The sequence below is a fragment of the Pseudomonas sp. FBCC-B35 genome (assembly GCF_059133755.1).
This window is the reverse complement of the sequence record NZ_CP101439.1, coordinates 4,684,532-4,708,839: the sequence shown is the minus strand read 5'-3', so window position 1 is coordinate 4,708,839 and position 24,308 is coordinate 4,684,532. Positions and strand designations below refer to the sequence as shown.

General features: G+C 62.4%; 25 protein-coding genes. 12 read left to right on the top strand and 13 right to left on the bottom strand.

Going from position 1 to position 24,308, the window contains the following annotated elements; genetic code table 11:
- Positions 1 to 45: 45 nt before the first annotated feature.
- Together NMB38_RS21500 and NMB38_RS21495 are read left to right on the top strand one after the other, a co-directional pair.
- Positions 46 to 1,428, top strand: coding sequence for a glutamine synthetase family protein (locus NMB38_RS21500; protein WP_345956462.1), 1,383 nt, complete (start codon positions 46 to 48; stop codon positions 1,426 to 1,428).
- A gap of 109 nt (positions 1,429 to 1,537) precedes the next feature.
- Entirely contained in the window at positions 1,538 to 3,079 is a 1,542-nt protein-coding gene (locus NMB38_RS21495; protein WP_345956461.1) for an APC family permease, read from the top strand.
- Between the two features lie 63 nt (positions 3,080 to 3,142).
- Here the strand turns inward: NMB38_RS21495 and gmk are convergent, their stop codons facing one another.
- Together gmk and NMB38_RS21485 are read right to left on the bottom strand one after the other, a co-directional pair.
- Positions 3,143 to 3,763, bottom strand: coding sequence for a guanylate kinase (gmk, locus tag NMB38_RS21490; protein WP_027913368.1), 621 nt, complete (start codon positions 3,761 to 3,763; stop codon positions 3,143 to 3,145).
- 13 nt (positions 3,764 to 3,776) lie between these two features.
- Positions 3,777 to 4,640 (bottom strand): YicC/YloC family endoribonuclease, encoded by an 864-nt coding sequence (locus NMB38_RS21485; RefSeq protein WP_027913369.1) that lies wholly within the window; start codon positions 4,638 to 4,640, stop codon positions 3,777 to 3,779.
- Positions 4,641 to 4,865: 225 nt separating this feature from the next.
- Between NMB38_RS21485 and rph the strand changes: the two genes are divergently transcribed.
- Together rph and NMB38_RS21475 are read left to right on the top strand one after the other, a co-directional pair.
- The gene (gene rph, locus NMB38_RS21480) at positions 4,866 to 5,588 is read left to right on the top strand and encodes a ribonuclease PH (protein WP_023532860.1); all 723 of its coding nucleotides are present in this window, start codon (positions 4,866 to 4,868) and stop codon (positions 5,586 to 5,588) included.
- Between the two features lie 22 nt (positions 5,589 to 5,610).
- Positions 5,611 to 5,979: a DUF4870 domain-containing protein gene (locus NMB38_RS21475; protein WP_028686777.1), complete on the top strand. Its 369-nt coding sequence runs from the start codon at positions 5,611 to 5,613 to the stop codon at positions 5,977 to 5,979.
- A 34-nt stretch (positions 5,980 to 6,013) separates the two neighbouring features.
- Here NMB38_RS21475 and crc read toward each other — a convergent pair whose 3' ends face one another.
- Complete coding sequence (crc, locus tag NMB38_RS21470) at positions 6,014 to 6,793, bottom strand: catabolite repression control protein Crc (RefSeq protein WP_023532406.1); 780 nt, start codon at positions 6,791 to 6,793, stop codon at positions 6,014 to 6,016.
- An 80-nt stretch (positions 6,794 to 6,873) separates the two neighbouring features.
- Here crc and pyrE point away from each other — a divergent pair, with 80 nt between their 5' ends.
- On the top strand, positions 6,874 to 7,515 hold the full coding sequence (pyrE, locus tag NMB38_RS21465; protein ID WP_027913370.1) for an orotate phosphoribosyltransferase: 642 nt from the start codon (positions 6,874 to 6,876) through the stop codon (positions 7,513 to 7,515).
- 102 nt (positions 7,516 to 7,617) lie between these two features.
- Here the strand turns inward: pyrE and argB are convergent, their stop codons facing one another.
- The 4 genes from argB to coaBC form a co-directional block, all read right to left on the bottom strand.
- Positions 7,618 to 8,526 (bottom strand): acetylglutamate kinase, encoded by a 909-nt coding sequence (argB, locus tag NMB38_RS21460; RefSeq protein ID WP_023532327.1) that lies wholly within the window; start codon positions 8,524 to 8,526, stop codon positions 7,618 to 7,620.
- Between the two features lie 29 nt (positions 8,527 to 8,555).
- Positions 8,556 to 9,947, bottom strand: a complete 1,392-nt coding sequence (locus NMB38_RS21455; RefSeq protein WP_345956882.1) for a phosphomannomutase/phosphoglucomutase — start codon at positions 9,945 to 9,947, stop codon at positions 8,556 to 8,558.
- A 119-nt stretch (positions 9,948 to 10,066) separates the two neighbouring features.
- Complete coding sequence (gene dut, locus NMB38_RS21450; RefSeq protein ID WP_027913372.1) at positions 10,067 to 10,522, bottom strand: dUTP diphosphatase; 456 nt, start codon at positions 10,520 to 10,522, stop codon at positions 10,067 to 10,069.
- A gap of 5 nt (positions 10,523 to 10,527) precedes the next feature.
- A complete protein-coding gene (gene coaBC / locus NMB38_RS21445; protein ID WP_028686775.1) occupies positions 10,528 to 11,739 on the bottom strand; it encodes a bifunctional phosphopantothenoylcysteine decarboxylase/phosphopantothenate--cysteine ligase CoaBC in 1,212 nt (403 codons plus the stop codon).
- Between the two features lie 123 nt (positions 11,740 to 11,862).
- Here coaBC and radC point away from each other — a divergent pair, with 123 nt between their 5' ends.
- Positions 11,863 to 12,543, top strand: coding sequence for a RadC family protein (gene radC, locus NMB38_RS21440; RefSeq protein ID WP_028686774.1), 681 nt, complete (start codon positions 11,863 to 11,865; stop codon positions 12,541 to 12,543).
- 100 nt (positions 12,544 to 12,643) lie between these two features.
- On the opposite strand, the gene NMB38_RS21435 is transcribed toward radC, so the two are convergent.
- Entirely contained in the window at positions 12,644 to 14,233 is a 1,590-nt protein-coding gene (locus tag NMB38_RS21435) for an ABC transporter substrate-binding protein (RefSeq protein ID WP_027913374.1), read from the bottom strand.
- Positions 14,234 to 14,594: 361 nt separating this feature from the next.
- Here NMB38_RS21435 and rpmB point away from each other — a divergent pair, with 361 nt between their 5' ends.
- Entirely contained in the window at positions 14,595 to 14,831 is a 237-nt protein-coding gene (rpmB, locus tag NMB38_RS21430; protein WP_003253504.1) for a 50S ribosomal protein L28, read from the top strand.
- 11 nt (positions 14,832 to 14,842) lie between these two features.
- Entirely contained in the window at positions 14,843 to 14,998 is a 156-nt protein-coding gene (gene rpmG / locus NMB38_RS21425; RefSeq protein ID WP_003253507.1) for a 50S ribosomal protein L33, read from the top strand.
- A gap of 83 nt (positions 14,999 to 15,081) precedes the next feature.
- Here rpmG and NMB38_RS21420 read toward each other — a convergent pair whose 3' ends face one another.
- Positions 15,082 to 15,441, bottom strand: coding sequence for a cupin domain-containing protein (locus tag NMB38_RS21420; protein WP_028686773.1), 360 nt, complete (start codon positions 15,439 to 15,441; stop codon positions 15,082 to 15,084).
- Positions 15,442 to 15,634: 193 nt separating this feature from the next.
- On the opposite strand from NMB38_RS21420, the gene NMB38_RS21415 reads away from it, so the two are divergent.
- Positions 15,635 to 17,128: an aldehyde dehydrogenase gene (locus NMB38_RS21415; protein ID WP_023532569.1), complete on the top strand. Its 1,494-nt coding sequence runs from the start codon at positions 15,635 to 15,637 to the stop codon at positions 17,126 to 17,128.
- 181 nt (positions 17,129 to 17,309) lie between these two features.
- A complete protein-coding gene (locus NMB38_RS21410; protein WP_028686772.1) occupies positions 17,310 to 18,449 on the top strand; it encodes an MFS transporter in 1,140 nt (379 codons plus the stop codon).
- 10 nt (positions 18,450 to 18,459) lie between these two features.
- Here the strand turns inward: NMB38_RS21410 and NMB38_RS21405 are convergent, their stop codons facing one another.
- Together NMB38_RS21405 and NMB38_RS21400 are read right to left on the bottom strand one after the other, a co-directional pair.
- Entirely contained in the window at positions 18,460 to 20,013 is a 1,554-nt protein-coding gene (locus tag NMB38_RS21405) for a phospholipase D family protein (RefSeq protein WP_028686771.1), read from the bottom strand.
- A 58-nt stretch (positions 20,014 to 20,071) separates the two neighbouring features.
- Complete coding sequence (locus NMB38_RS21400; protein WP_042138954.1) at positions 20,072 to 21,502, bottom strand: aminotransferase-like domain-containing protein; 1,431 nt, start codon at positions 21,500 to 21,502, stop codon at positions 20,072 to 20,074.
- A gap of 176 nt (positions 21,503 to 21,678) precedes the next feature.
- Here NMB38_RS21400 and NMB38_RS21395 point away from each other — a divergent pair, with 176 nt between their 5' ends.
- Complete coding sequence (locus NMB38_RS21395) at positions 21,679 to 21,909, top strand: DUF1127 domain-containing protein (protein WP_345956460.1); 231 nt, start codon at positions 21,679 to 21,681, stop codon at positions 21,907 to 21,909.
- Positions 21,910 to 21,915: 6 nt separating this feature from the next.
- On the opposite strand, the gene NMB38_RS21390 is transcribed toward NMB38_RS21395, so the two are convergent.
- A complete protein-coding gene (locus tag NMB38_RS21390; protein ID WP_088522819.1) occupies positions 21,916 to 23,208 on the bottom strand; it encodes an NAD(P)/FAD-dependent oxidoreductase in 1,293 nt (430 codons plus the stop codon).
- A gap of 102 nt (positions 23,209 to 23,310) precedes the next feature.
- Here NMB38_RS21390 and NMB38_RS21385 point away from each other — a divergent pair, with 102 nt between their 5' ends.
- The gene (locus NMB38_RS21385; RefSeq protein ID WP_027913380.1) at positions 23,311 to 23,664 is read left to right on the top strand and encodes a YkgJ family cysteine cluster protein; all 354 of its coding nucleotides are present in this window, start codon (positions 23,311 to 23,313) and stop codon (positions 23,662 to 23,664) included.
- 22 nt (positions 23,665 to 23,686) lie between these two features.
- Here the strand turns inward: NMB38_RS21385 and dadR are convergent, their stop codons facing one another.
- The gene (gene dadR, locus NMB38_RS21380; RefSeq protein WP_003258963.1) at positions 23,687 to 24,175 is read right to left on the bottom strand and encodes a transcriptional regulator DadR; all 489 of its coding nucleotides are present in this window, start codon (positions 24,173 to 24,175) and stop codon (positions 23,687 to 23,689) included.
- Positions 24,176 to 24,308 lie beyond the last annotated feature (133 nt).

The window sequence follows — 24,308 nt, the reverse complement described above, 5'->3', positions numbered from 1 at the left end:
AGCCGTCTCTCCACATCGCCGCAGCCAAGCAAAGGATGTACAGCCATGACGTCGCTAGCCCCGTGCGCCCGCTTCTCACGCGAGATGAATGACTTCCTGCAGGCACACCCCGACACCCAATACGTCGACTTGCTGATTGCCGATATGAATGGAGTCGTGCGTGGCAAGCGCATCGAGCGGACGAGCTTGCACAAGGTGTATGAGCGAGGTATCAATCTGCCAGCATCGCTGTTTGCGCTCGACATCAACGGCGCTACCGTGGAAAGCACTGGACTGGGCCTGGACATGGGCGATGCCGATCGCATCTGCCACCCCATTGCCGGTACGCTTGCGCATGAACCTTGGCAGAAGCGCCCCACCGCCCAGTTGCTCATGACCATGCACGAACTGGACGGCCAGCCGTTCTTCGCCGATCCGCGCGAAGTCTTGCGTCAGGTCGTGGGCCGGTTCGAAGCGCTTGGCCTGACCCTGCGCGTTGCATTGGCGCTCGAGTTTTACCTGATCGATCAGGACAACCTCAATGGGCGACCGCAGCCGCCGCGCTCGCCGTTGTCCGGAAAGCGTGCGCATTCGACCCAGGCCTACTTCATCGACGACCTGGACGAGTACGCCGACTGTTTGCAGGACATCCTCCAAGCGGCAAAGGCCCAAGGCTTGCCTGTCGATGCCATCGTCAAGGAAAGCGCGCCTGCGCAGTTCAAGGTCAATCTGCATCACGTGGCCGACCCTCTGAAAGCCTGTGATCAAGCGATCCTGCTCAAGCGCCTGATCAAGAACGTTGCCTACGACCATGAAATGGACACGACATTCATGGCCAAGCCCTATCCCGATCAGGCGGGCAATGGTCTGCATGTTCACCTGTCGCTTGTAGAAAAACACAGCGGCAAGAACCTCTTTGCAAGCGACGAACCGCTCAGGTGCGAAGCGCTGCGCCATGCCATCGGCGGTGTACTGGAGACACTTCCCGCGTCGATGGCCTTCCTGTGCCCGAACATCAATTCGTATCGCAGGTTCGGCGCCCAGTTCAATGTACCAAACGCCCCAGGCTGGGGCTTGGATAACCGTACCGTGGCCCTGCGTGTGCCCACAGAAAACAGCCACAGCGCCCGCCTGGAACATCGCGTGGCAGGTGCAGACGCCAACCCTTACCTGACGCTTGCGGTGATTCTTGCTGGCGTTCACCATGGCCTGACCCATCAGATCGAGCCGCAGGCGCCCATTGAAGGCAATGCCTTCGAGCAACTGGAACAGAGCCTTGCGAACAACCTGCGCGACGCGCTGCGCGCGCTGGAAGACAGCGAAGTGCTCAAGCGGTACATCAGTGCGCATTACATCGATATCTTCGTGGCCTGCAAGGACAGCGAGCTGGCCGAATTCGAGGTGTCGATTTCCGACCTCGAATACAACTGGTACCTGCACACCGTGTAGCGCCAAGGCGCCTGCATGAAGCCAGGGGAAGGTTTTGCAGCGGGCTCTGAGTGGGCAGGCCTTGGCGAGAGGCTTGTTAAAAACAATTCCAACACTACGGCTGATATTCATGAGCGATTACACAGAAGCCGGCCGCCCACCCGATGTGGCGGCTGGCGAAAGCATCCAACAGGGTGGCAAGGGCCTGGCCAAAGGCCGGTTAGGGCTGTTGGCCAGCGTGGTGCTGGGCATCTCCACCATCGCCCCGGTCTACACCCTTACCGGCGCCTTGGGCCCGACCGTGCGCGAGGTCGGCGCTCACCTGCCGGCGGTGTTCATCGTCGGGTTCCTGCCCATGCTGCTGGTCGCCCTGGGCTATCGCGAGCTGAATTCGGCCGAGCCGGACAGCGGTACGTCGTTCACCTGGTCGGCGCGAGCCTTCGGCCCGATGATTGGATGGATCGGCGGTTGGGGGCTGGTGGTGGCGACCACCATCGTGCTGTCGAACCTGGCCGGTGTGGCAGTGGACTTTTTCTACCTGTTCCTCGGCCAGATCACAGGCAACCCTGGACTGGCGGCGCTTGCCGACAACTTGCTGATCAATATCGTGACCTGTTGCGTGTTCATCGCCTTGGCCGTGTGGATCTGTTGCCGGGGCATGACCACGACCATGACCGTGCAGTACGGTCTGGTGGCGTTGCAACTGCTGGTACTGGTTGGTTTCGCCTTCGCAGCATTCGGCGAAACGACGGCGCCACCGCCCCTGGCATTCGATTTCGCCTGGTTCAACCCGTTCGGGGTCGAATCCTTCTCGGCGTTCGCCGCCGGGCTGTCGTTGTCGATCTTCATTTTCTGGGGCTGGGACGTATGCCTGACCGTCAGTGAAGAATCGGTAGGCAGCGAAGAGGTTCCGGGCAAGGCGGCCACCTGGACCGTGTTGTTGATTCTGGGGCTGTACTTGCTGACGGCCATTGCCACGTTGCAGTTCGCCGGCACCAGCGAGTCGGGGCTGGGCCTGAACAACCCGCGCATCCAGGAAAACGTGTTCGCCCATCTGGCCGGCCCGGTCATGGGGCCGCTGGCGATCCTGATGTCCATCGCGGTACTGGCCAGCACCGCTGCTTCCCTGCAATCGACCTTCGTTTCGCCTGCGCGCACCTTGCTTGCCATGGGCTATTACGGGGCGGTACCGCAGAAGTTTGCCAAGGTCTGCCCGCGCTCGCAGACGCCGCGTTACGCCACGGTATGCGCCGGGGTGGCCGCCGGGCTGTTCTACGTCACCATGCGCACGCTCAGCGAAAACGTACTGGCCGACACCATCACCGCCCTGGGCATGATGATCTGCTTCTATTACTCACTCACGGCGTTCGCCTGCGTCTGGTATTTCCGCAGCAGTCTGTTCGGCAGCCTTCGGCATTTGCTCATGCGCGGGCTATGCCCTTTGGTGGGCGGTGTCATCCTGTCGGTGATCTTCGTGCGCACAGCCATCGACAGCGCCTCGCCGGACTTCGGCAGTGGCTCGCACGTCGGCGGGGTCGGGCTGGTCTTCGTGATCGCGGGGATTATTTCCGTCCTGGGGATCGTGCTGATGCTGATGTCCCGGCTGCGAGCCCCCGCCTACTTCCTGGGAGCCACGCTGCGTCAGCACGCTACCTTGCCGTTGCGGGACTGACCAGGGCCACTACCTGCGACGTGCAGAAGATTGCGCGAGGGCCTTCCGGAAGGCCCGCGCGCGTCAGCCGATCAACTGCTCGAGCAGCGCCCCATGGCGGTGTTGCTGCTTCTTCAGGAGCAGGCGATTGGCGCGGAACACGGCTTTCAAGTCCGCCAGTGCCGTATCGAAAACATCGTTGATGATCACGTAGTCGTACTCGTCGTAATGCACCATCTCGCTGACGGCCTCTTTCATGCGCCCGGCGATGATCGCGTCGCTGTCCTGGCCGCGGCCATCGAGGCGCTCGCGCAATGCGGCCTGGCTTGGCGGCAGGATGAAGACCGACAACGCCTGTGGCATCAGCTTGCGTACCTGCTGCGCGCCTTGCCAGTCGATTTCCAGGATCAGGTCGAAGCCTTGGTCCAGCGTCTGCTGCAATGCACTGCGAGAGGTGCCATAGAAGTTGCCGAACACCTCGGCATGCTCCAGAAAATCGCCCTGTTCGATCAGTGCCCTGAACGCGTCATGCTCGACGAAGTGGTAGTTCACACCATGCTGCTCGCCAGGACGCATGGCCCGGGTGGTGTGCGAGACGGAAACACGAATCTGCTTGTCGTCCTGGGTCAGGGCGTTGACCAGGCTGGTCTTGCCGGCGCCGGACGGAGCGGAAACGATATAGAGGGTGCCGCTGGTGTGGTTCATGGTCGGTGTGGCCTTACTCGATGTTCTGTACTTGTTCACGCATCTGTTCGATCAGGACCTTCAGGTTGACCGCCGCCTGCGTGCTGCGGGGATCGAAGGCTTTGGAACCGAGCGTGTTGGCTTCGCGATTGAGCTCTTGCATCAGGAAATCCAGGCGGCGCCCGGCGGCACCTGCACCCTTGAGTACGCGCCGTACTTCGGCGACATGGGTGTCGAGGCGATCAAGCTCCTCGGCCACGTCGCTCTTCTGGGCCAGCAGGACCATTTCCTGCTCCAGGCGCTGCGGGTCGATTTCGGCCTGAAGGTCGTTGAAGCGATCCAGGATCTTCTGGCGTTGCGCGGCCAGCATCTGTGGCACCAGCGCTCGCAGCGTCGTGACCTCTTCGGCCATGCTGTCCAGGCGCTCGTTGATCAGACGGGCCAATTCCTGGCCTTCGCGCTGACGCCCGGCCTTGAGTTCGGCAAGCGCGTCGTTGAACAGCGCCATGGCTTGGGCATTGAGTGCCTGTGGGTCGCTGGCGTCAGCGACCAGTACGCCCGGCCAGGACAGCACTTCCAACGGGTTGAGCGGCGCCGGCTGCTGGATCAGCGCTGCCACTTGCTCGGCGGCGGCCACTAGCTGCGCAGCGCGCTCGCGGTCGACCTGCAACGGCTTGCCGCTGCTGTCCTCGTTCAGGCGCAGGGTGCATTCCACCTTGCCTCGGGAAAGGCCTTGGCGCAGGCCTTCGCGCACGCCACCTTCAAGGTCGCGCAGGGCATCGGGCAGGCGCAGGTGCGGCTCCAGGTAACGGTGATTGACCGAGCGCAGCTCCCAGACCAGGGTGCCTTGGCTGCCGGCGCGCTCGACCCGCGCAAACGCGGTCATGCTGTGCACCATGGGGGTACCTCGCGTAAAGATTGGACATGGCAGCCTGCTGGCTGCGAGGCGCAGGATTGTAGCGCACTGGGGCCTTGCGACCCAATGCGCCAGTGCGCCTGAGCGACGGACAGGACCGTCGCAAATGCAGGCGCGCACGACCGTCAGCGACGATAGGCGTGTCCTCACTAGGCTACGGGCTCTATAATGCCTGCCAGATTCAATGTCCCAGTACAGGTATCCCAGATGAAACGTCCAAGTGGTCGCGCCGCCGATCAGCTCCGCTCGATCCGCATCACCCGCAACTACACCAAGCACGCCGAAGGGTCGGTACTGGTCGAGTTCGGTGACACGAAAGTCATCTGCACGGTCAGCGTGGAAAACGGCGTGCCGCGCTTTCTCAAAGGCCAGGGCCAAGGTTGGTTGACCGCCGAATACGGCATGCTGCCGCGCTCGACGGGCGAACGTAACCAACGCGAAGCCAGCCGTGGCAAGCAAGGCGGTCGCACGCTGGAGATCCAGCGCCTGATCGGCCGCTCACTGCGCGCAGCGCTGGACATGAGCAAGCTCGGTGACATTACGCTGTACATCGATTGCGATGTCATCCAGGCCGATGGCGGCACCCGTACAGCCTCCATCACCGGTGCCATGGTTGCCGTCTGTGATGCCTTGGCCGTGATCAAGAAGCGTGGTGGCCTGAAGGCGGGCAACCCGCTCAAGCACATGATCGCCGCCGTGTCGGTGGGCATGTATCAGGGTGAAGCGGTGCTCGACCTGGACTACCTGGAGGACTCGGCAGCCGAAACCGACCTGAACGTGGTCATGACCAGCGCTGGCGGTTTCATCGAGGTGCAGGGTACGGCAGAAGGTGCGCCGTTCCAGCCAGAAGACTTCAACGCCATGCTCGCCCTGGCGCAGAAGGGCATGGACGAGATCTTCCAGCTGCAGCAAGCCGCGCTGGCAGACTGAACCTGATCAGGAGGGTGCAGGCATGACCGATCCGAATATTTCGATCATCCCGCCCAGTGCCGAGGTCAGGCAGTGGGCGATGCTCTGTCACCTTTCCGCGCTCCTTGGCCTGGTGATCCCGCTCGGGCACCTGCTGGGGCCGTTGGTGCTGTGGCACCTCAAGCGCGAGCAGGACCCGTTCATCGATGCGCAGGGCAAGGAAGCGCTGAATTTCCAGATCAGCGTGACCGTGGCAGGGTTCATCTGCCTGCTGCTGATATTCGTGGTGATCGGGCTGGTGCTGTTTGCCGTGCTGTCAGTGGCGGTGATGATTCTGATCGTCATCGCTGCGGTACGCGCCAACGAAGGCAAGCCTTACCGCTACCCGATGATCTGGCGGCCGATCAAATAGCCAAGTGGGGCTGCAAGGCAGCCCCACTGGTTGTTCAGATAGTCAGCGTCCAGTCGTAGTCGACGATCAATGGCGCATGCTGGGAGAAGCGCGGCTGACGTGGTAAGCGCGCGTTGCGCACGAAGCGGCGCAGGCCTGGGGTGAGGATCTGGTAGTCGAACCGGTAGCCCAGGTTCAGCATTTCGGCCTGCTCGTTGTCCGGCCACCAGCTGTACTGGTCACCCTCACGGCTGACTTCGCGCAGGGCATCCACGTAACCCATCTCGCCGGTGATGGCATCCATCCAGGCACGCTCTGGCGGCAGGAAACCCGGCGACTGCTGGCTGTCACGCCAGTTCTTGATGTCGAGCTTCTGCTGGGCAACATAGAACGACCCACAGTAGATGTACTCACGGCGCTTGCGACGCTGCTTGTCCAGGTACTTGGCGAAGTCGTCCATCAACTTGAATTTCTGGTTCAAGTCTTCATCCCCGTTCATGCCCGAAGGCAGGAGCAGGCTGGCAATACTGACTTTGTCGAAATCTGCTTGCAGGTAACGCCCGTAACGGTCGGCTGTCTCGAAGCCCAGGCCGGTGATGACTGCCTTGGGCTGCATGCGCGAATAAAGGGCCACACCACCTTGGGCAGGCACCTCCGCGTCGCAGGCATAAAGGAAATAGCCATCGAGCTGGAAAGCTGGGTCATCGAGTTCAAAGGCCGAGGCGCGGGTATCCTGAAGGCAGATGACGTCGGCATTCTGGGCTTGTAGCCAGCTGAGCAAACCACGCTCGGCCGCAGCCTGAATGCCATTAACGTTCACACTGATGATCCGCATAAATGGCCCCATAAATCTCGTGCGTGTATGATACCCGAGCTCAACCCATTTAGCTAAATCCGTGGTGTCCGGGACTTTCCATGCAGCCGTATCAGCGCGACTTCATCCGTTTTGCCATCGATCGCGGGGTCCTGCGTTTCGGTGAGTTCACTCTCAAGTCCGGGCGTACCAGCCCGTACTTCTTCAACGCTGGCCTGTTCAACACAGGTTCGGCACTGGCCGAGCTGGGGCGTTGCTACGCCGCCGCCATCGTCGACAGCAAGATCTCGTTCGACGTGCTGTTCGGCCCGGCCTACAAGGGTATTCCCCTGGCCGCGACCACTGCCGTCGCGCTGGCTGACCAGCATGGGCAAGATGTGCCCTGGTGCTTCAACCGCAAGGAAGCCAAGGATCACGGCGAGGGCGGCAGCCTGGTCGGTGCGCCTCTGGCAGGCGATGTGCTGATCATCGACGACGTGATCACTGCCGGTACCGCCATTCGCGAAGTCATGCAAATCATCAAGGCGCAGCAGGCCAACGCCGCTGGCGTGCTGATCGCGTTGAACCGCGAGGAGCGTGGCAATGGCGAGCTGTCGGCCATCCAGGAAGTGGAGCGCGACTTCGGCATACCGGTGGTCAGCATCGTCTCGCTGACCCAGGTGCTGGAGTTCCTGGCTGACGACCCGCAACTCAAGCAGCACCTGCCTGCGGTCGAGGCCTACCGGGCGCAGTACGGGATCTGACCCAGGGTCTGAAAGCGAAAAAGGCGACCTCGGTTTGAGGTCGCCTTTTTTGTGCCGCCAGTTCTGGCCTGTCGCCGGCTTGGCGGCGACAGGCCTGGCAGGTCAGGAAAGCGACTTGTGGTTGGTGATCAAGGTGCCCACGCCGCTGTCGGTGAAGATTTCCAGCAGCACCGCGTTCGGCACGCGGCCATCGATGATGTGCGAGCTGTTCACGCCGCCTTGCACCGCATCCAGGGCGCATTTGATCTTCGGAAGCATGCCACCGTAGATGGTGCCGTCGGCGATCAGTTCGTTGACCTGCTCTGTGGTCAGACCGGTCAAGACCTGGCCCTGCTTGTCCATCAGCCCGGCGATGTTGGTCAGCAGCATCAGCTTCTCGGCCTGCAGCGCTTCGGCCACCTTGCCTGCTACCAGGTCGGCATTGATGTTGTAGGACTCGCCATTGATGCCGACGCCGATGGGGGCGATCACCGGGATGAAATCACCCTTGACCAGCATGTTCAGCAGGTCGGTGTTCACGCTCACCACTTCACCCACATGGCCGATGTCGATGATCTCGGCGGTGGTCATTTCCGGCGTCTGGCGGCTGACGGTGAGCTTGCGTGCACGGATCAGTTCCGCGTCCTTGCCAGTCAGGCCGATGGCGCTGCCACCGTGCCGGTTGATAAGGTTGACGATGTCCTTGTTGACCTGGCCGCCCAGTACCATTTCCACAACGTCCATGGTCGCCGAATCGGTCACGCGCATGCCGTCGATGAAATGGCTTTCGATGGAAAGCCGCTTGAGCAGATCACCGATCTGCGGGCCACCCCCGTGCACGACCACCGGGTTGATGCCCACGGCCTTCATCAGCACGATGTCGCGGGCGAAGCCCGTCTTGAGCTCCTCGCTTTCCATCGCGTTGCCGCCGTACTTGATCACCAGCGTCTTGCCGACGAAGCGGCGAATGTAGGGCAAGGCTTCGGACAGAACTTCGGCTACGTGGGTGGCGGCATCGCGATCGAGGGTCATGCAGGGCTCCTGTGAGGCCAGATAGTCGGTCAGAACGGCAGTTGCAGGTCAGGTTCTACTCGCAGCAACTGAGTGCGGAAAACATCCTTGATACGCTGCAACTCGGCGTCGCTGTCGGCCTCGAAGCGCAGTACCAGAACCGGTGTGGTGTTGGAGGCACGCACCAGGCCCCAGCCCTGTGCATAGTCCACCCGTACACCGTCAATGGTGGTCAGGCGCGCGTCACCCCAATCGGCGTCGCGTTGCAGTGCATCAATGATGCTGAATTTACGTTCATCGGTCACATCAATATTGAGTTCCGGCGTGGAAATATCATCAGGAAAAGCGGCGAACACGGTTTCGGCACTCTGTTCGGTCTTGCTGAGGATTTCCAACAGGCGCGCAGCGCTGTAGATGCCGTCGTCGAAACCGTACCAACGTTCCTTGATGAAGAGATGACCGCTCATCTCGCCTGCGAGCAAAGCGCCGGTCTGATGCATCTTCTTCTTCATCAACGAATGACCGGTCTTCCACATCAGGGTACGTCCGCCCAATCGTTCGATCAGGGGGATGAGGCGTCGGGTGCACTTGACGTCGAAGATGATTTCGGCGCCTGGGTTACGAGCCAGGACATCCTGGGCGAACAGCATCAGCAAGCGGTCGGCGTAGATGATGCTGCCGGCCTCGGTCACCACGCCGACGCGATCCGCGTCGCCGTCGAATGCCAGGCCGAGGTCCGCACCCGTGCGCTTGACCGTGTCGATCAGCACCTGAAGGTTATGCGCCTTGCTGGGGTCGGGGTGATGGTTCGGGAAGTTGCCATCCACTTCGCTGAACAGCGCAATCACCTCGCAACCCAACGCTTCGATCAGTTGCGGGGCGATCACGCCAGCGACGCCGTTGCCACAGTCCACGACCACCTTGAGCCTTCTGGCCAGCTTCACGTCACTGACGATCCGCTGGAAATAGCGCTCCAGAATCGCTACCTGCTGCACGTGCCCTGTGCCCAGGGTCAGGTCATTGGCCTGCAAGCGGCCGAGCAGCGCCTGGATCTGCTCGTTGGCCAGGGTGTCGCCTGCAATGACGATCTTGAAGCCGTTGTAGTCCGGGGGGTTGTGACTACCGGTGAGCATCACGCCCGATTTGCCGCCCAGTTCGTGAGTGGCGTAGTACAGCGCCGGCGTGGGTACCAGACCAAGGTCGTTCACATGGCAGCCTGCTTCGACCAGGCCGCGGATCAGCGGCTCGACGAGCAGCGGGCCGGACAGGCGACCATCGCGGCCCACGCTGACCTGGGGTTCGCCCATGGCCAGGCTCTGTGCGCCGACGGCGCGGCCTATCCAGTAGGCGGTATCAGCGTGCAGCGTCTTGCCGACGATGCCGCGGATGTCGTAAGCGCGAAAAATACCAGGCGGCAAGTGGGCGCGGCCCGCCGGGGCCATGTCGTTCATCTGGAAAACCCCATCAGTCAGAAGCGCTCGGTTGCAGGCGCACGCAGAGCGCTTGGACGAAGGTTGCGGCCCGGAGTTCGCCATCCATGGCGAATGTGCTCATGTGCGGTTCAACGGGTGCCGGAGTGACCGAAGCCACCGGCGCCGCGCTGGCTTTGATCGAACGATTCGACGATCTCGAACTGCGCCTGTACCACGGGCACGAGCACCAGCTGGGCGATACGCTCACCGACAGCGATGGTGAAGGCGGTGGTGCCGCGGTTCCAGCACGACACCATCAGTTCGCCCTGGTAGTCCGAATCGATCAGCCCGACCAGGTTGCCCAGCACGATGCCATGCTTGTGGCCCAGGCCCGAGCGCGGCAGCACGAGTGCGGCAAGACCCGGGTCGCTGATATGGATGGACAGGCCCGTTGGAATCAGGACCGTCTGACCGGGTTCGAGCACCGTGTCCTGCGTGAGCAGCGCGCGCAGGTCAAGGCCGGCGGAGCCCGGAGTGGCGTACTGCGGCAACGGGAATTCGGTACCCAGGCGTGGGTCGAGGATCTTGGCTTGTAATGCGTGCATGTAACTTACTGAACCTGATTGAGCCGTTCGGCGATGAAGGCAACCAGCTGACGGGCGATCTTGCCCTTGCTGGTCTGCGCGAAGAGGGTCTGGTGCTGCTGGCGATCGATCACGGTCAAGGCGTTCTCTTCACTGTTGAAGCCGATGCTGGGGTTGGCCACATCGTTGGCGACGATCAGGTCGAGGTTCTTGTCCTTGAGCTTGCGCGTGGCGTAATCGAGCAAGTGTTCGGTCTCGGCGGCGAAGCCGACACTGAAAGGGCGGTCGGTGCGACCGGCCAGGGTGGCAAGGATATCGGGATTGCGCACCATCTGCAGCAGCATGCCATCGCCAGTCGTAGGATCTTTCTTCAGCTTTTGTGGCGCTATGACCTCTGGGCGGTAGTCCGCCACCGCCGCCGAAGCGATGAACAGGTCGCATGGCATGGCCGCCTCACAGGCTGCCAGCATGTCCCGCGCGCTGACCACGTCGATACGGCTGACCCGGTCGGGGGTAGGCAGGTGGACGGGACCGGTCACGAGGGTCACCCGAGCCCCGGCTTCGGCGGCCGCCTCGGCCAGGGCGAAGCCCATCTTCCCGGAGCTATGATTGGTGATGTAGCGCACCGGGTCGATGTTCTCCTGAGTGGGGCCGGCGGTGATCAGCACGTGCTTGCCGGTCAATGCCTGGCGCTTGAAGCTTTCGGCGGCGCACCGGGCCAGGTCCGTGGCCTCGAGCATGCGGCCCAGGCCCACGTCGCCACAGGCCTGGCTGCCCGAGGCAGGGCCGAACACCTGAATGCCTCGGCTCCTGAGCACTTGGAGGTTGGCCTGGGTGGCAGCGTCACGCCACATGGCCTGGTTCATGGCGGGGGCGACGGCGACGGTGGCGTCGGTGGCCAGCACCAGGGTCGTCAAGAGGTCATCGGCCATGCCCTGGGCCAGGCGTGCCATGAGGTCGGCGGTGGCCGGAGCGATCAGCACCAGATCAGCCCATTTGGCCAGCTCGATATGGCCCATGGCCGCCTCTGCTGCCGGGTCGAGGAGGTCCAGGTGCACCGGATGGCCGGACAACGCCTGCAAGGTCAGCGGCGTGATGAATTCGGCGCCACCGCGGGTCATGACGACACGCACTTGGGCGCCGTGCTCCAGGAGTCGGCGGATCAGTTCGGCGCTCTTGTAGGCGGCGATGCCACCACCGACGCCAAGAACGATGCGCTTGCGATACAGCCGCTGCATAGGGTTGCCTTTTTCCAGTGAAAGCGGGCGGCGACAGAAACTGCGTGCGGCAGAACGTCGCATGTACGAGGGCAAATAGATTAACACAGGGCCGAAATGGGCCGCAGCAAGGGCAGGGACGCGATGAACATCAGGGAATGGCCGGTTCAGGATCGGCCAAGGGAAAAGCTGCTGCAGCGTGGGGCGGCGGTGCTGTCTGACGCCGAGCTGCTGGCTGTGCTGCTGGGGTCAGGCGTTGCAGGGCACAACGTGCTCGACTTGGCGCGCGGCTTGTTGGTGCGTTTTGGCGGCTTACGGCCGTTTCTGGAGGCCGATCGGCGGGCCGTCTTGCGCGAGCCTGGCATAGGGGAGGTCAAATACGCACAGCTGCAGGCATTGCTGGAAATCGGTCGTCGCTACCTCGATGAGGGGATCACCCGCGCAGCGGCGTTGGAGGACCCCCAGGCCGTACGACGCTACCTCAAGGCCATGCTGCGCCATGAACCCAGCGAGGTGTTCGGCTGCCTGTTTCTGGACACCAAGCACCGGCCACTGGCGTTCGAGATTCTGTTCAGGGGTACCATCGACCGAGCCAGTGTCTATCCGCGGGAAGTCGTGCGACGGGCATTGATGCACAATGCCGCGGCGCTGATCCTGTGTCACAACCACCCTTCGGGGAACAGCGAACCGAGCAAGGAGGATGTGCACCTGACCTTGTCGCTCAAGCGTGGGCTGGCCTTGATCGATGTGCGTGTGCTGGATCACATCATCATTGGCGACGGGGAGCCGCTGTCCATGGCCGAGCACGGGTGGGTCGTGGCTTAGGGCACGCCGCTGTGGTAGCGGCGCTGTCCAGGACGACCTGTCATGACCGGGGAAGGGGCGCCTTCCCCCGTTCATGACAAGGGCGAGGCGTGGCCAGGGCTTACTTGGTCACGCTCACCTTGCTGAAGTCCAGCCGGCCGAACGGGTTGACCTGATAACCCTCGACACCCTGGCGCAGCAGGGCCGCCGCATTCGGATGCGCCAATGGCACCCACAGCGCCTGCTGCTGGATCAGGGTCTGCGCCTGCTGGTACAGCCGGCTGCGCACGCTCTGATCATTGGTGGTGCGACCGGCACTGATCAGCTGGTCCAGGCGATTGTCACAGAACCGCGCGAAATTGGTCCCGGACTTGACCGCTGCACAGGAGAACTGCGGGGTGAGGAAGTTATCCGGGTCACCGTTGTCACCTGCCCAGCCCATGAACAGCAGGTCGTGCTCGCCGGCCTTGGCGCGGCGGATCAGCTCGCCCCATTCGATCACCCGAATGTCAGCCTTGATGCCCACCTTGGCGAGATCAGCCTGCAGCATCTGCGCGCCCAGGCTGGGGTTGGGGTTGAGCAGGCTACCCGAAGGACGTGTCCAGATCGTCGTGCTGAAGCCGTCCGCCAGGCCGGCCTTGGCCAGCAAGGCCTTGGCTTTCTTCACATCCAGTGGGTAACCGGGCAGGTCCTTGGCATAGCTCCAGGTATTGGGCGGGTACGGGCCATTGGCCGCGATGGCCGAGTCTTCGAAAACAGCCTTCACGTAGGCCTGTTTGTCGAAAGCCAGGTTGATGGCCTGACGCACCTCTGGCTTGTCCAGGGGTGGGTGCTGGCTGTTGAGCGCGATGAATGCCGTCATGAACGCTGGCGTGCTGGCCACCTTGAGGCTGCTGTCCTGGCTGGCTTCGGCAATGTCCAGTGGCTTGGGCGACAGGGCTACCTGGCACTCATTGCGTTTGAGCTTCTGCAGGCGCACGTTCGCATCGGTGGTGATGGCGAAGATCAGCGGGTCGACGGCCGGTTTGCCGGCAAAGTAGTCAGGATTGGCGCGATAGCGCACCACCGCATCCTTCTGGAATCGCTGGAAGACGAATGGCCCGGTGCCGATGGGTTGGCTGTTGAGCTTCTCGGGAGTGCCTGCCTTGAGCAACGTGTCGGCGTATTCGGCGGAGTAGATCGAGGCAAAGCCCATGCTCAGGGTAGCCAGGAAGGTCGCATCCGGGTGGGTGAGGGTAAAGCGCACGGTATTGGGCGCTGGTGCGTCGATCGTTTTGATCAGGCTGCCCAGTTGCAGCGACTGGGCATGGGGGTAGCCGCCGGGTGCCGTCTTGTGCCAGGCGTGGGCGGGGTAGAGCATGCGCTGGAAGCTGAACAGCACGTCGTCGGCATTGAGCGTACGGCTGGGCTTGAAGTAGCCGGTGGTATGGAATTTCACGTTGTCGCGCAAGGTGAAATCGTACACCAGGCCATCGGCCGACACCGTCCAGCTGGCGGCCAGGCTCGGCACCACCTTGCCTTTGCCGGCATCGAACTCCACCAGGCGGTTCATCAGGACATCGGCCGTGGCATTGGTGGTAGTCAGCGAATTGTACTGCACCACGTCGAAGCCTTCGGGGCTGGCTTCGCTGCAAACGCTCAGTGGCGCTGCCTGGGCTGCACCCACGGCAAGCAGGGAAGTGAACAATAAGGAAAGAGCGGCGGCACGCATGGTGGCTCCTTGGCTGTCAGTGGCCCATCTGCCAGTGCAGTCTGGAAAAGGCCTACCCTAGTGTGACTGCCGGAAAATGACCACACTCTTTTTTACAATCTTGGCGACGAGCGGTCAGCGTCCGATAGGGCCTGCGGCCGTGCCGCCCGCGGCGGTTCGCCCCGGCTCGAATGTTGATCAGGTATTGTTGCAATCGAGTCTTTCTGGTATAAAGCAGCGCTCTTTTCTAGGGGCTCGGCCTGTCGCATCAGCGAATCCGGTCGATAAGACCTCCAGAATCACGGCGCCTCGGCGCCAAAGACTGAGAGATTAAGCGGCCAACCCATGCCGGGTTGGGCATGTGGTTTTAGAGGGCTGAGTCATGTCGAGAGTCTGTCAAGTTACTGGTAAGGGTCCAGTAACCGGGAACAACATTTCCCACGCAAACAACAAAACCCGTCGTCGTTTCCTGCCAAACCTGCAGCACCACCGTTTCTGGGTTGAATCCGAGAAGCGTTTCGTGCGTCTGCGCGTTTCCGCCAAAGGCATGCGCATCATCGACAAGCGCGGCATCGATGCCGTTCTGGTTGACATCCGTAAAGCTGGCGCCAAGGTTTAAGGGAGAGCATCATGCGTGAATTGATCCGTCTGGTTTCGAGTGCCGGTACCGGCCACTTCTACACCACCGACAAGAACAAGCGCACCACCCCGGACAAAATCGAGATCAAGAAATACGATCCCGTTGTTCGCAAGCACGTGGTGTACAAGGAAGCCAAGATCAAGTAATTGATCGGCGACCTGAAAAAAACCCGCCTCTGAACAGAGGCGGGTTTTTTTATGCCTGGCCGAAAGGGTGGGCAGGCCAGGGGTTACTTCTGCTCGAACAATGCATAGATCTTGCGGCAAGGCTCCAGCACTTCCCATGTCCCTTTGAACCCGGCGGGTATGACGAACCGATCACCCGCACGCAGTGTCTTGCTGGCGCCTTTTTCGTCACGCAGCACCGACACGCCCTGCACGATTTCGCAGTACTCATGCTCGGTGTAGTTGACCTTCCACTGGCCGACTTCCCCCTCCCAGACGCCAGCGGCAAACTGCCCGCAGGGGCTTGCATAGTGGTTGTACACGGCCTGGTCCGGCTCGCCCTTGAGAACCTTTTCGGCTGCGGGGCGATAGCGCTCGGCCTCGGTAATGGCCTGGGCGAAGTCGATGATGCTGTCGATGCTCATGAGGGGGCTCCTGTATGTTCAATAAAATTAACATCGCTGGGCGTTTGAGCCGATAGTGTCAAATATATTGATAGTTTGAAAGGGCTGGTTTAGGGTATTGCATGCCTGTGTGCGCCTGTCGCACGCCCGGACCCCGACAACGCCTGCAAGTCCTCAGTGCAGCGTTGCACCTAAACAAGAGGAGGAGTTTCGTATGACCACCCTGACTCGTGCAGACTGGGAACAACGTGCCCAGCAACTGAAGATCGAAGGCCGCGCCTTCATCAACGGCGAATACACCGATGCCGCATCCGGTGAAACCTTCGAATGCCTGAGCCCGGTCGACGGACGCTTCCTGGCCAAGGTTGCCAGCTGCGACCTGGCCGACGCCAACCGCGCGGTCGAAAACGCCCGCGCGACCTTCAATTCGGGCGTATGGTCACAGCTGGCTCCGGCCAAGCGCAAGGCCATTCTGATCCGCTTCGCCGACCTGCTGCGCAAGAACGTGGAAGAGCTGGCGCTGCTTGAAACGCTGGACATGGGCAAGCCGATCGGTGACGCCTCCAGCATCGATATCCCAGGCGCTGCCAATGCCATTCACTGGACAGCCGAAGCCATCGACAAGGTGTACGACGAAGTCGCTCCTACGCCTCACGATCAACTGGGCCTGGTCACCCGCGAGCCGGTAGGCGTGGTGGGTGCCATCGTCCCGTGGAACTTCCCGCTGCTGATGGCGAGCTGGAAGTTGGGCCCCGCATTGGCTACGGGCAACTCGGTTGTGCTCAAGCCTTCCGAGAAATCGCCGCTGACGGCCATTCGCATCGCTCAGTTGGCGGTGCAAGCCGGCATCCCGGCAGGTGTGCTGAACGTGCTGCCTGGCTATGGCCACACCGTGGGCAAGGCCCTGGCCCTGCACATGGACGTCGACACCCTGGTATTCACAGGTTCGACCAAGATCGCCAAGCAGCTGATGGTGTATGCAGGCGAATCGAACATGAAACGCATCTGGCTGGAAGCCGGTGGCAAGAGCCCGAACATCGTCTTTGCCGACGCGCCCGACCTTGAGGCCGCCGCCCAGGCTGCTGCCAGCGCCATCGCCTTCAACCAGGGTGAAGTGTGCACCGCAGGTTCTCGCTTGCTGGTGGAGCGCTCGATCAAGGACACCTTCCTGCCCATGGTGGTCGAGGCCCTCAAGGCCTGGAAGCCCGGCAACCCGCTGGACCCGCAGACCACCGTTGGTGCCCTGGTCGATACCCAGCAGATGAATACCGTGCTGTCGTACATCGAGGCCGGCCACAAGGACGGTGCCAAGCTGCTGACCGGTGGCAAGCGGACGCTGGAAGATACCGGCGGCACCTACGTCGAGCCGACCATCTTCGATGGCGTGACCAATGCCATGAAGATCGCCCAGGAAGAAATCTTCGGCCCCGTCCTGTCCGTGATTGCTTTCGACACGGCCGAAGAGGCGGTTGCCATCGCCAACGACACACCCTATGGGCTGGCGGCGGGCATCTGGACTTCGGACATTTCCAAGGCGCACAGGACGGCCCGCGCCGTGCGCGCCGGCAGTGTCTGGGTCAACCAATATGATGGCGGCGACATGACCGCGCCATTCGGTGGCTTCAAGCAGTCGGGCAACGGCCGTGACAAGTCGCTGCACGCGCTGGAGAAGTACACCGAGCTCAAGGCCACCTGGATCAAGCTGTAATTCCAGCAGCCTGTAGCAGGCAATTCGGCTTCCAAGTGCCTGGTATCGCTGTTGCGAGCTGAGCAGGGCCTGAGGCAGCTCGATTGCACGCGGGGCGGACACTCCACCACTGGCCGGGGCGGCTCATACCGTCCCGGCTTCGTTGTTTCTGTCATACAACAATGCTGCCTGGGAGGCCGTCATGCGTTGGGGAACCTATTTTGCCGTGCTGGCGTCGGTGCTGAGCGTCGGGCTCGCATTGGGTGTGAGCATGCCGTTGGTGTCCTTGCGTCTGGAGGCCTGGGGGTATGGCGGCTTCGCTATTGGCGTCATGGCCGCCATGCCTGCTCTGGGCGTGCTGGCCGGCGCCAGCCTAGCCAGCCGTCTTGCCGGGTGGGTAGGCGTGCCTGCGGCCATGCGCCTGTGCCTGTGGGGCGGGGCATTGTCCATCGGCCTGTTGGCCCTGCTGCCAAGCTACCCGCTTTGGTTGGTGCTGCGGCTGTTGATCGGCATGGCGTTGACCGTGGTGTTCGTGCTGGGTGAGAGCTGGATCAACCAACTGGTGGTCGAGCAGTGGCGCGGACGGCTGGTAGCCCTGTACGGGAGTAGCTATGCGCTGAGCCAACTGGCAGGGCCGTTGGTGCTGGGCATGCTGGGGTCGGACGACGACTTCGGCTTCTGGGCGGCGACCGGTCTGCTGCTGGTGTCGCCCTTGCTGTTGCTGGGCCGCGGTGGCGCGCCCTCTACGCAAGCATGCAATGTCACCTTTGCCGACCTGTTTGCCTTCTGCAGAAGGCTGCCCGTGATCGCCTGGGCCATCGCATTGTTCGCTTCGTTCGAAGCCATGATCCTGACCCTGCTGCCGATATACTGCCTGCAACAGGGCCTGAGCACGGAAATCGCGTTGTTCATGGTCAGTACGGTGGTGGTCGGCGATGCGGTGCTGCAGTTGCCCATTGGCGCACTGGCGGACCACATGTCGCGGCGCGCGCTGTTCACCGGTTGCGCCTCGGCATTGTTGGGGTCGAGCCTTGCCATCCCCCTGCTGTTGCACACCTGGGCGATCTGGCCTGTGTGGGTATTGTTCGGCGCAAGCGCCGGTGGGTTGTTCACCTTGTCGCTGGTATTGATCGGTGAGCGCTATCGAGACGATGCCCTGGTGCGGGCCAATGCCCACGTGGCCCAGCTGTGGGGCATCGGTTGCCTGCTGGGGCCGTTGCTGGCCGGCGCAGGTAGCCAGTGGATCAGTGGGCACGCCTTGCCGCTGCTGATGGCAGCAGGCGCCGCTGGGCTTGTGGTGCTGACCCGGCGGCCCGGAGCGTTCGAGCCTGCGGCGGCGTGACTGCGCAGCGCTAGAGCATCTTTTCCAGCCCGACCGCCTTGCTGATCCAGGCATTGAACCGCCGCCACAGGCTACCAGGCTCTGACGTGAGCACCCGCCGCTGTCCGTCCTCCTCGGTCACCCAGACCAGCTTGCCGCCGACGAGCTCAGGCTGGTAGCTCAGGGCCGGTGCCATGCCCTGCACCGCCAGCGCACGGGTGTATTCGGCAAGTTCGGGGCTGTCGACCAACACGCCGACTTCGGTGTTCCACAACACCGAGCGCGGATCGAAATTGAACGAGCCAATGAACGTCTTGTGACGGTCGAACACGATCGCCTTGCTGTGCAGGCTGGAATTGGAGCTGCCATGAAAACTCAGCTTGCCCGCGCTGGGGTCCCCGGGTTGGCGGCGCATTTCGTATAGCTTCACCCCGTGCTCCAGCAATGCCTTGCGGTAAGGGGCATAACCGCCGTGTACGGCAGGCACATCGGTGGCCTCCAGCGAGTTGGTCAACAGCTTTACCGAAATGCCCGCGTCGGCGCTCTGAGTGAGGTAAAGCAGCCCTGGTTCGCCGGGCACGAAATAAGCCGAGACCAGAATCAGTTCGTGACGCACATCGCGCAGGTCAGGGCCAAGTTGCCGTGTCAGCAGCAGCTGTGGGTCAGGCTCGTCATCGGCCAGCACCTTGCTGGGTGCGTCCCACAGCGCCTGGGCATGGGCCCATATGAGTTCGTTGCGCCAGGTGTCCAGCCGCGGCTGGGATTGATAGGCCATCAGGCGGTCATACAAGACCTTGCGCCGAGTTCTGGCTTCGGCCAGCGAGACCTCCAGCCGATGGCGGCTGGTGCGCAGGTCGCTGGCATTGGGCTGGTGCCAGAGGAAGTCGGTGATCGGGCGGCTCAGGGCGCTGTTCCAGTACTGATCGAAACTGTGTCCCAACTGCTCTGCTATAGGGCCCACACCCAGCAGATCGATGTCGGTGAAGTTCAGGTTGGGCTCGGCATCGAAGTACTCGTCGCCCAGGTTTCGCCCGCCGACGATGGCCATGCTGTTGTCCACCAGGAACAGCTTGTTGTGCATGCGCCGGTGCTGACGCGACAGGTTGAGCAACCGGCCCATGGCGCGCGTGACCCCGGTGGCGCGTCCCAGGTGCAGGGGGTTGAACACGCGGATCTGGATGTTCGGGTGGGCGGCGAGGGTGCCCATGATTGCATCCAGGCCGTCACTGGTGGTGTCGTCCAGCAGGATGCGTACCCGCACCCCCCGGTCTGCCGCCCGCAACAGTTCATGGACCAGGGCGCGGGTGCTGAGCCCGTCATGGACGATGTAGTACTGCACGTCGATGCTGGCCTGTGCATTGCGTATCAGCTCGGCGCGCGCCCGGAAAGCCTCGTTGCTGTTGGGGAGCAGGCGAAAGCCGGAACGGCCTTCATAAGGTGCTGCCTGGCGCAACACCGAGCGGCCGAACGCCGAGCCATCGGCCGGCAGGGCTTGGCTGGTTTGGCGCGGCGTATCGACGCTGGCGCAGCCGCCGACGCCGAGCAGCAGCGTCAGCAGCAAGGGTAGGGCTCGCTGGAGTTTCAACGGTGGATCGTCCTGTGCAGCAGGGCTTTGGGGTTGGACAGTGGCAGGCAACGCAAAGTTACGTCGCGACGATGTCCTCGTCCAGCAAGCGTTGGGCGGTCTCACCCACCTTGCGCACCGCCGCCTCGATTTGCGCTGTAGGCCTGGCGGCGAAGTTCATGCGCAGGCAATGACGGAACTTGCCGGAAGCGGAAAAGATGCTGCCCACGGCCACTTGTACGCCCTGTTCCAGTAAGGCGTGATTGAGTTGCAAGGTATCGAAATGTTCCGGCAATTCCACCCACAGCATGAAGCCGCCTTGCGGACGGCTTACGCGGGTGCCGGGTGGGAAATACCGGGTCACCCAGTCGCTCATCAACTCACGGCTGCGTTGGTACTGGCTACGCATCCGTCGCACATGGGGCTGGTAGTGCCCGTTGGCGATGAAGTCCGCTACCGCCAATTGAGGCTGACTGGCGGTGCTGCCTGTGCTGATGTACTTCATGTGCAGGACCCGCTCCAGGTAGCGTCCGGGCGCTACCCAACCGACACGCAGGCCAGGGGCAAGGGTCTTTGAAAATGAACTGCACAACAGCACGCGGCCTTGCATATCGAATGACTTGACCGTTCGTGGCCGAGGGTAGGTGTAGGCCAGGTCACCGTAGACATCGTCCTCGAGAATGGCCACGTCGTAGCGCTGTGCAAGCTTCAACAGGGCCTTTTTACGAGCCTCGGGCATGATGTAGCCCAGCGGGTTGTTGCAACTTGGGGTGATCTGGATGAGCTTGATCGGCCACTGCTCGAGGGCCAGTTCGAGCGCCTCGAGGCTGATGCCCGTCACCGGGTCCGTGGGGATCTCCAGCGCCTTCATGCCCAGGCCCTTGAGCGTCTGCATGGCGCCATGGAAGCTGGGCGAGTCCACCGCAACGATATCGCCAGGCTCGCACACGGCGCGGATGCTGCACGACAGGGCTTCGTGACAGCCTGTCGTCACCACCAGCTCCGAGGGGGAGAGCCTGCAACCGGAGTCCAGGGCCAGGCGTGCCACCTGTTCACGCAAGGCCAGGTTGCCGTGGATATTGTCGTAATACAGCCCGGGCATGTCCTGCCGACGGCTGAGTCGGGCGAGGCTGCGCAACAGCGGCTTGAGGGTAGGGCTCTCGATGTCTGGCATGCCCCGTCCAAGCTGTATCACCCCTGGCTGCGGAGTACTGCGCACCAGTTCCAGTACCTGCTCCCACTGGGAGATGTCCACGGGGCGCTGGGCGGGTCGGCTGACCGCAGGCAAGGCCGGCAGGTGGCGGTGATCGCTCACGAAATAGCCGGATTTTGGCCGTGGCGAGACCATGCCACTGTCTTCGAGCATGCGGTAGGCCTGTTGCACGGTGCTCAGGCTTACCCCGTGCTCCACGCTTAGTGCGCGCACCGATGGCAGCCGCTGGCCGGGGCGATATAGGCCCTGTTCGATGCGCGCGCCGAGTACCTCGGCAAGGTTCAGGTAGAGCGTCACGTCATACTCCTGGGCTGCGCCGGGTAACGCACCATACAGATTGATTGAAAAGGCTGCATTCAGTTACCTGGAAGCCCGATCTGTATCCAAATAATAACGCTTTTTTGGATCTGTATTGTCAGGCCATGCACCCTGCATGCTGTCCCCACATTGTCATCGAAAGGGAGACAGCAGCGATGGGAAGCTTGAGCGATGTGCGCAATGAACCGTTGGTAGGCGATAAAGAGGCCCTGCAGCGAAGCGAAACCCACGCTACGCCAAAGGCTTCGAGTCGCTTGCAGTTGATGCTGCGCCGCTGGCACACCCGCAGGGCGCTGCTCCAGTTGAGCGACCATGAATTGCGTGATGTGGGGCTCAGCTGGCAAGAGGCGCGCTCGGAAGGCCGCAAGCCGTTCTGGAGGCCTTGACCGCTTTCAGGCCAGCTCCTTGAGCCTGTGCCACAGCATGCCCAATGCCAGTAAAGGTGAGCGCAAGTGCTTGCCGCCTGGGAACGTCATGTGTGGCACCTTGGCGAACAGGTCGAAGCGCCCGCTTTGCTGGCCACTGATGGCCTCCCCGAGCAGCCGGGCGGCCAGATGGGTCGCGTTCAGCCCGTGGCCTGCGTAGGCCTGGGCGTAGTAGACGTTGGGCTGATCGGGCAGACGGCCTACCTGGGGCAGGCGGTTGGCGCCGATCCCGATCATGCCACCCCACTGGTAGTCGATGCGGACGTCCGCCAGTTGAGGGAACACCCGCAGCATCTTGGGCCGCATGTAGGCGGCGATATCCTTTGGGTCGCGCCCGGAATAATGGCAAGCGCCGCCGAACAGCAACCGGTGATCTGCGCTCAGGCGGTAGTAGTCCAGCGCCACCCGCTGGTCGCACACGGCCATGTTCTGTGGCAGCAGCGAACGTGCACGCGCTTCACCCAGCGGCTCGGTGGCAATGAGGTAACTGCCGGCGGGCAATACCTTGCCGCCCAGCTCACCGTGCAACCCATTGAGGTAGGCGTTGCAGCACAGGACCAGCGTTTGCGCCCGGACCCGGCCTTGGGCAGTGTGTACCTGCACCTGGGGGCCATAGTCGATGCGGGTCACCTCGGACTGCTCGTGGAGTTTCACGCCCAGGCGCGCGGCTGCCGCGGCTTCGCCCAAGGCCAGGTTGAGGGGGTGCAAGTGGCCAGAACCCATGTCCACCAGCCCGCCTGCATAGCGCTGCGAGCCCACCACGTCGTGAATGTCATCCTTTGCGACCAGCCGCAGTTCGTGGGCGTAACCCAGGCTGCGCAAGTGTTCGGCCTCTTCGGCCAGGCCCGCCATTTGCGCCGGCTTGTTGGCCAGGTCGCAATAGCCCCAGACCAGGTCACAGGCGATGGCGTGCTGCGCTACACGGTCGCGCACGATCTGCACGGCCTCCAATCCCATCCGTTGCATGTCGCGAACGCCCTGCTCGCCGATGACCGGCAGGAACTGCTCCAGGCCATGGCCGACCCCGCGAATCAACTGCCCACCGTTGCGCCCACTGGCGCCCCAGCCGATCTTGCGCGCTTCGAGCAGGATCACCGAGAAGCCACGCTCGGCCAACTCCAGGGCCGTGTTCAGACCAGAGTAGCCACCGCCGACGATGCACACATCGGCGGTGTGCTCACCCTGCAGAAAGGCATGATCAGGGTGAGGCGCACTGCTGGCGGCGTAATAAGAAGCGGCGTGCTGCGCGCTGTGGATCATTGGACGCGTCCTGGTGCATGGGCTGGAACGGGAGGATAAGCCGCAGGCCCAGGGCGGGCAACCGGCCTATAATGAGCGAACATTTTCAGCCTGTGCCTAGTCATGTCCTGCGATCGCCACAAAATCCACTTCCTGCGCGAACTCATCCCGTCGTTCGAATGCGAGCCCGGCTGCCATGACTGCTGCGGACCGGTCACTACCTCGGCGCAAGAGATGGCTCGGCTGCCGCGCAAATCCCAGGCCGAGCAGGACGCTGCCCTGGAGCGCCTGGACTGCGTGCATTTGGGGCCCCAGGGCTGCACGGTATATGAAGAGCGGCCAATGATCTGCCGCCTGTTCGGCACCACCCCACGCCTGGCCTGCCCACGCGGTCGTGGGCCCGAACCCATGATCGACCCTGCGGCCGAGCAGCTGGTGCACCAGTTCATTGCTACCACCCGGCAAGTGCTGGTCTAGGCGTTCGCGGTAGAGCCCGGCGTCAGTCCGGGATTGGCAGGCAGAGGCTTTCCTTCACCTCCTCCATCACGATGTAGCTTTTGGACTCACGCACGTGGGGCAGCTTGAGCAGGATGTCGCCAAGCAGCTTGCGATACGAAGCCATTTCCGAAATGCGCGCCTTGACCAGGTAGTCGAAGTCGCCGGAAACCAGGTGGCATTCGAGCACGTGCGGCAGCTTGAGCACTGCCCGACGAAACTCCTCGAAGGTATCGCCAGACTTGTAGTCCAGGCTGATTTCCACGAACACCAGCAGGCTGCCCTTGAGGTGCTGTGGGTTCAGGCGCGCGTTGTAGCCCATGATGATGCCTTCACGTTCCAGCCGACGTACGCGCTCGGTGCACGGCGTGGTGGAGAGGCCGACCTTCTCGCCCAATTCGGTGAAGGAGATACGCCCGTCGTTCTGCAGGATGCGCAGGATGTTCCGGTCGATCTTGTCCAGCTCACGCTTACTTTGATGCTGGGTTCTCATAGGGGATGCCCCTCCGTGAAAGGCCATTGTGCCGAGAATTCTCGCCAATAATAGGCTTTTATATAGTGAATTGCACTGCTCACGAATTCCTATACTTCGCCCATCAATGGCAGTCCAACAACACACTGCGGCA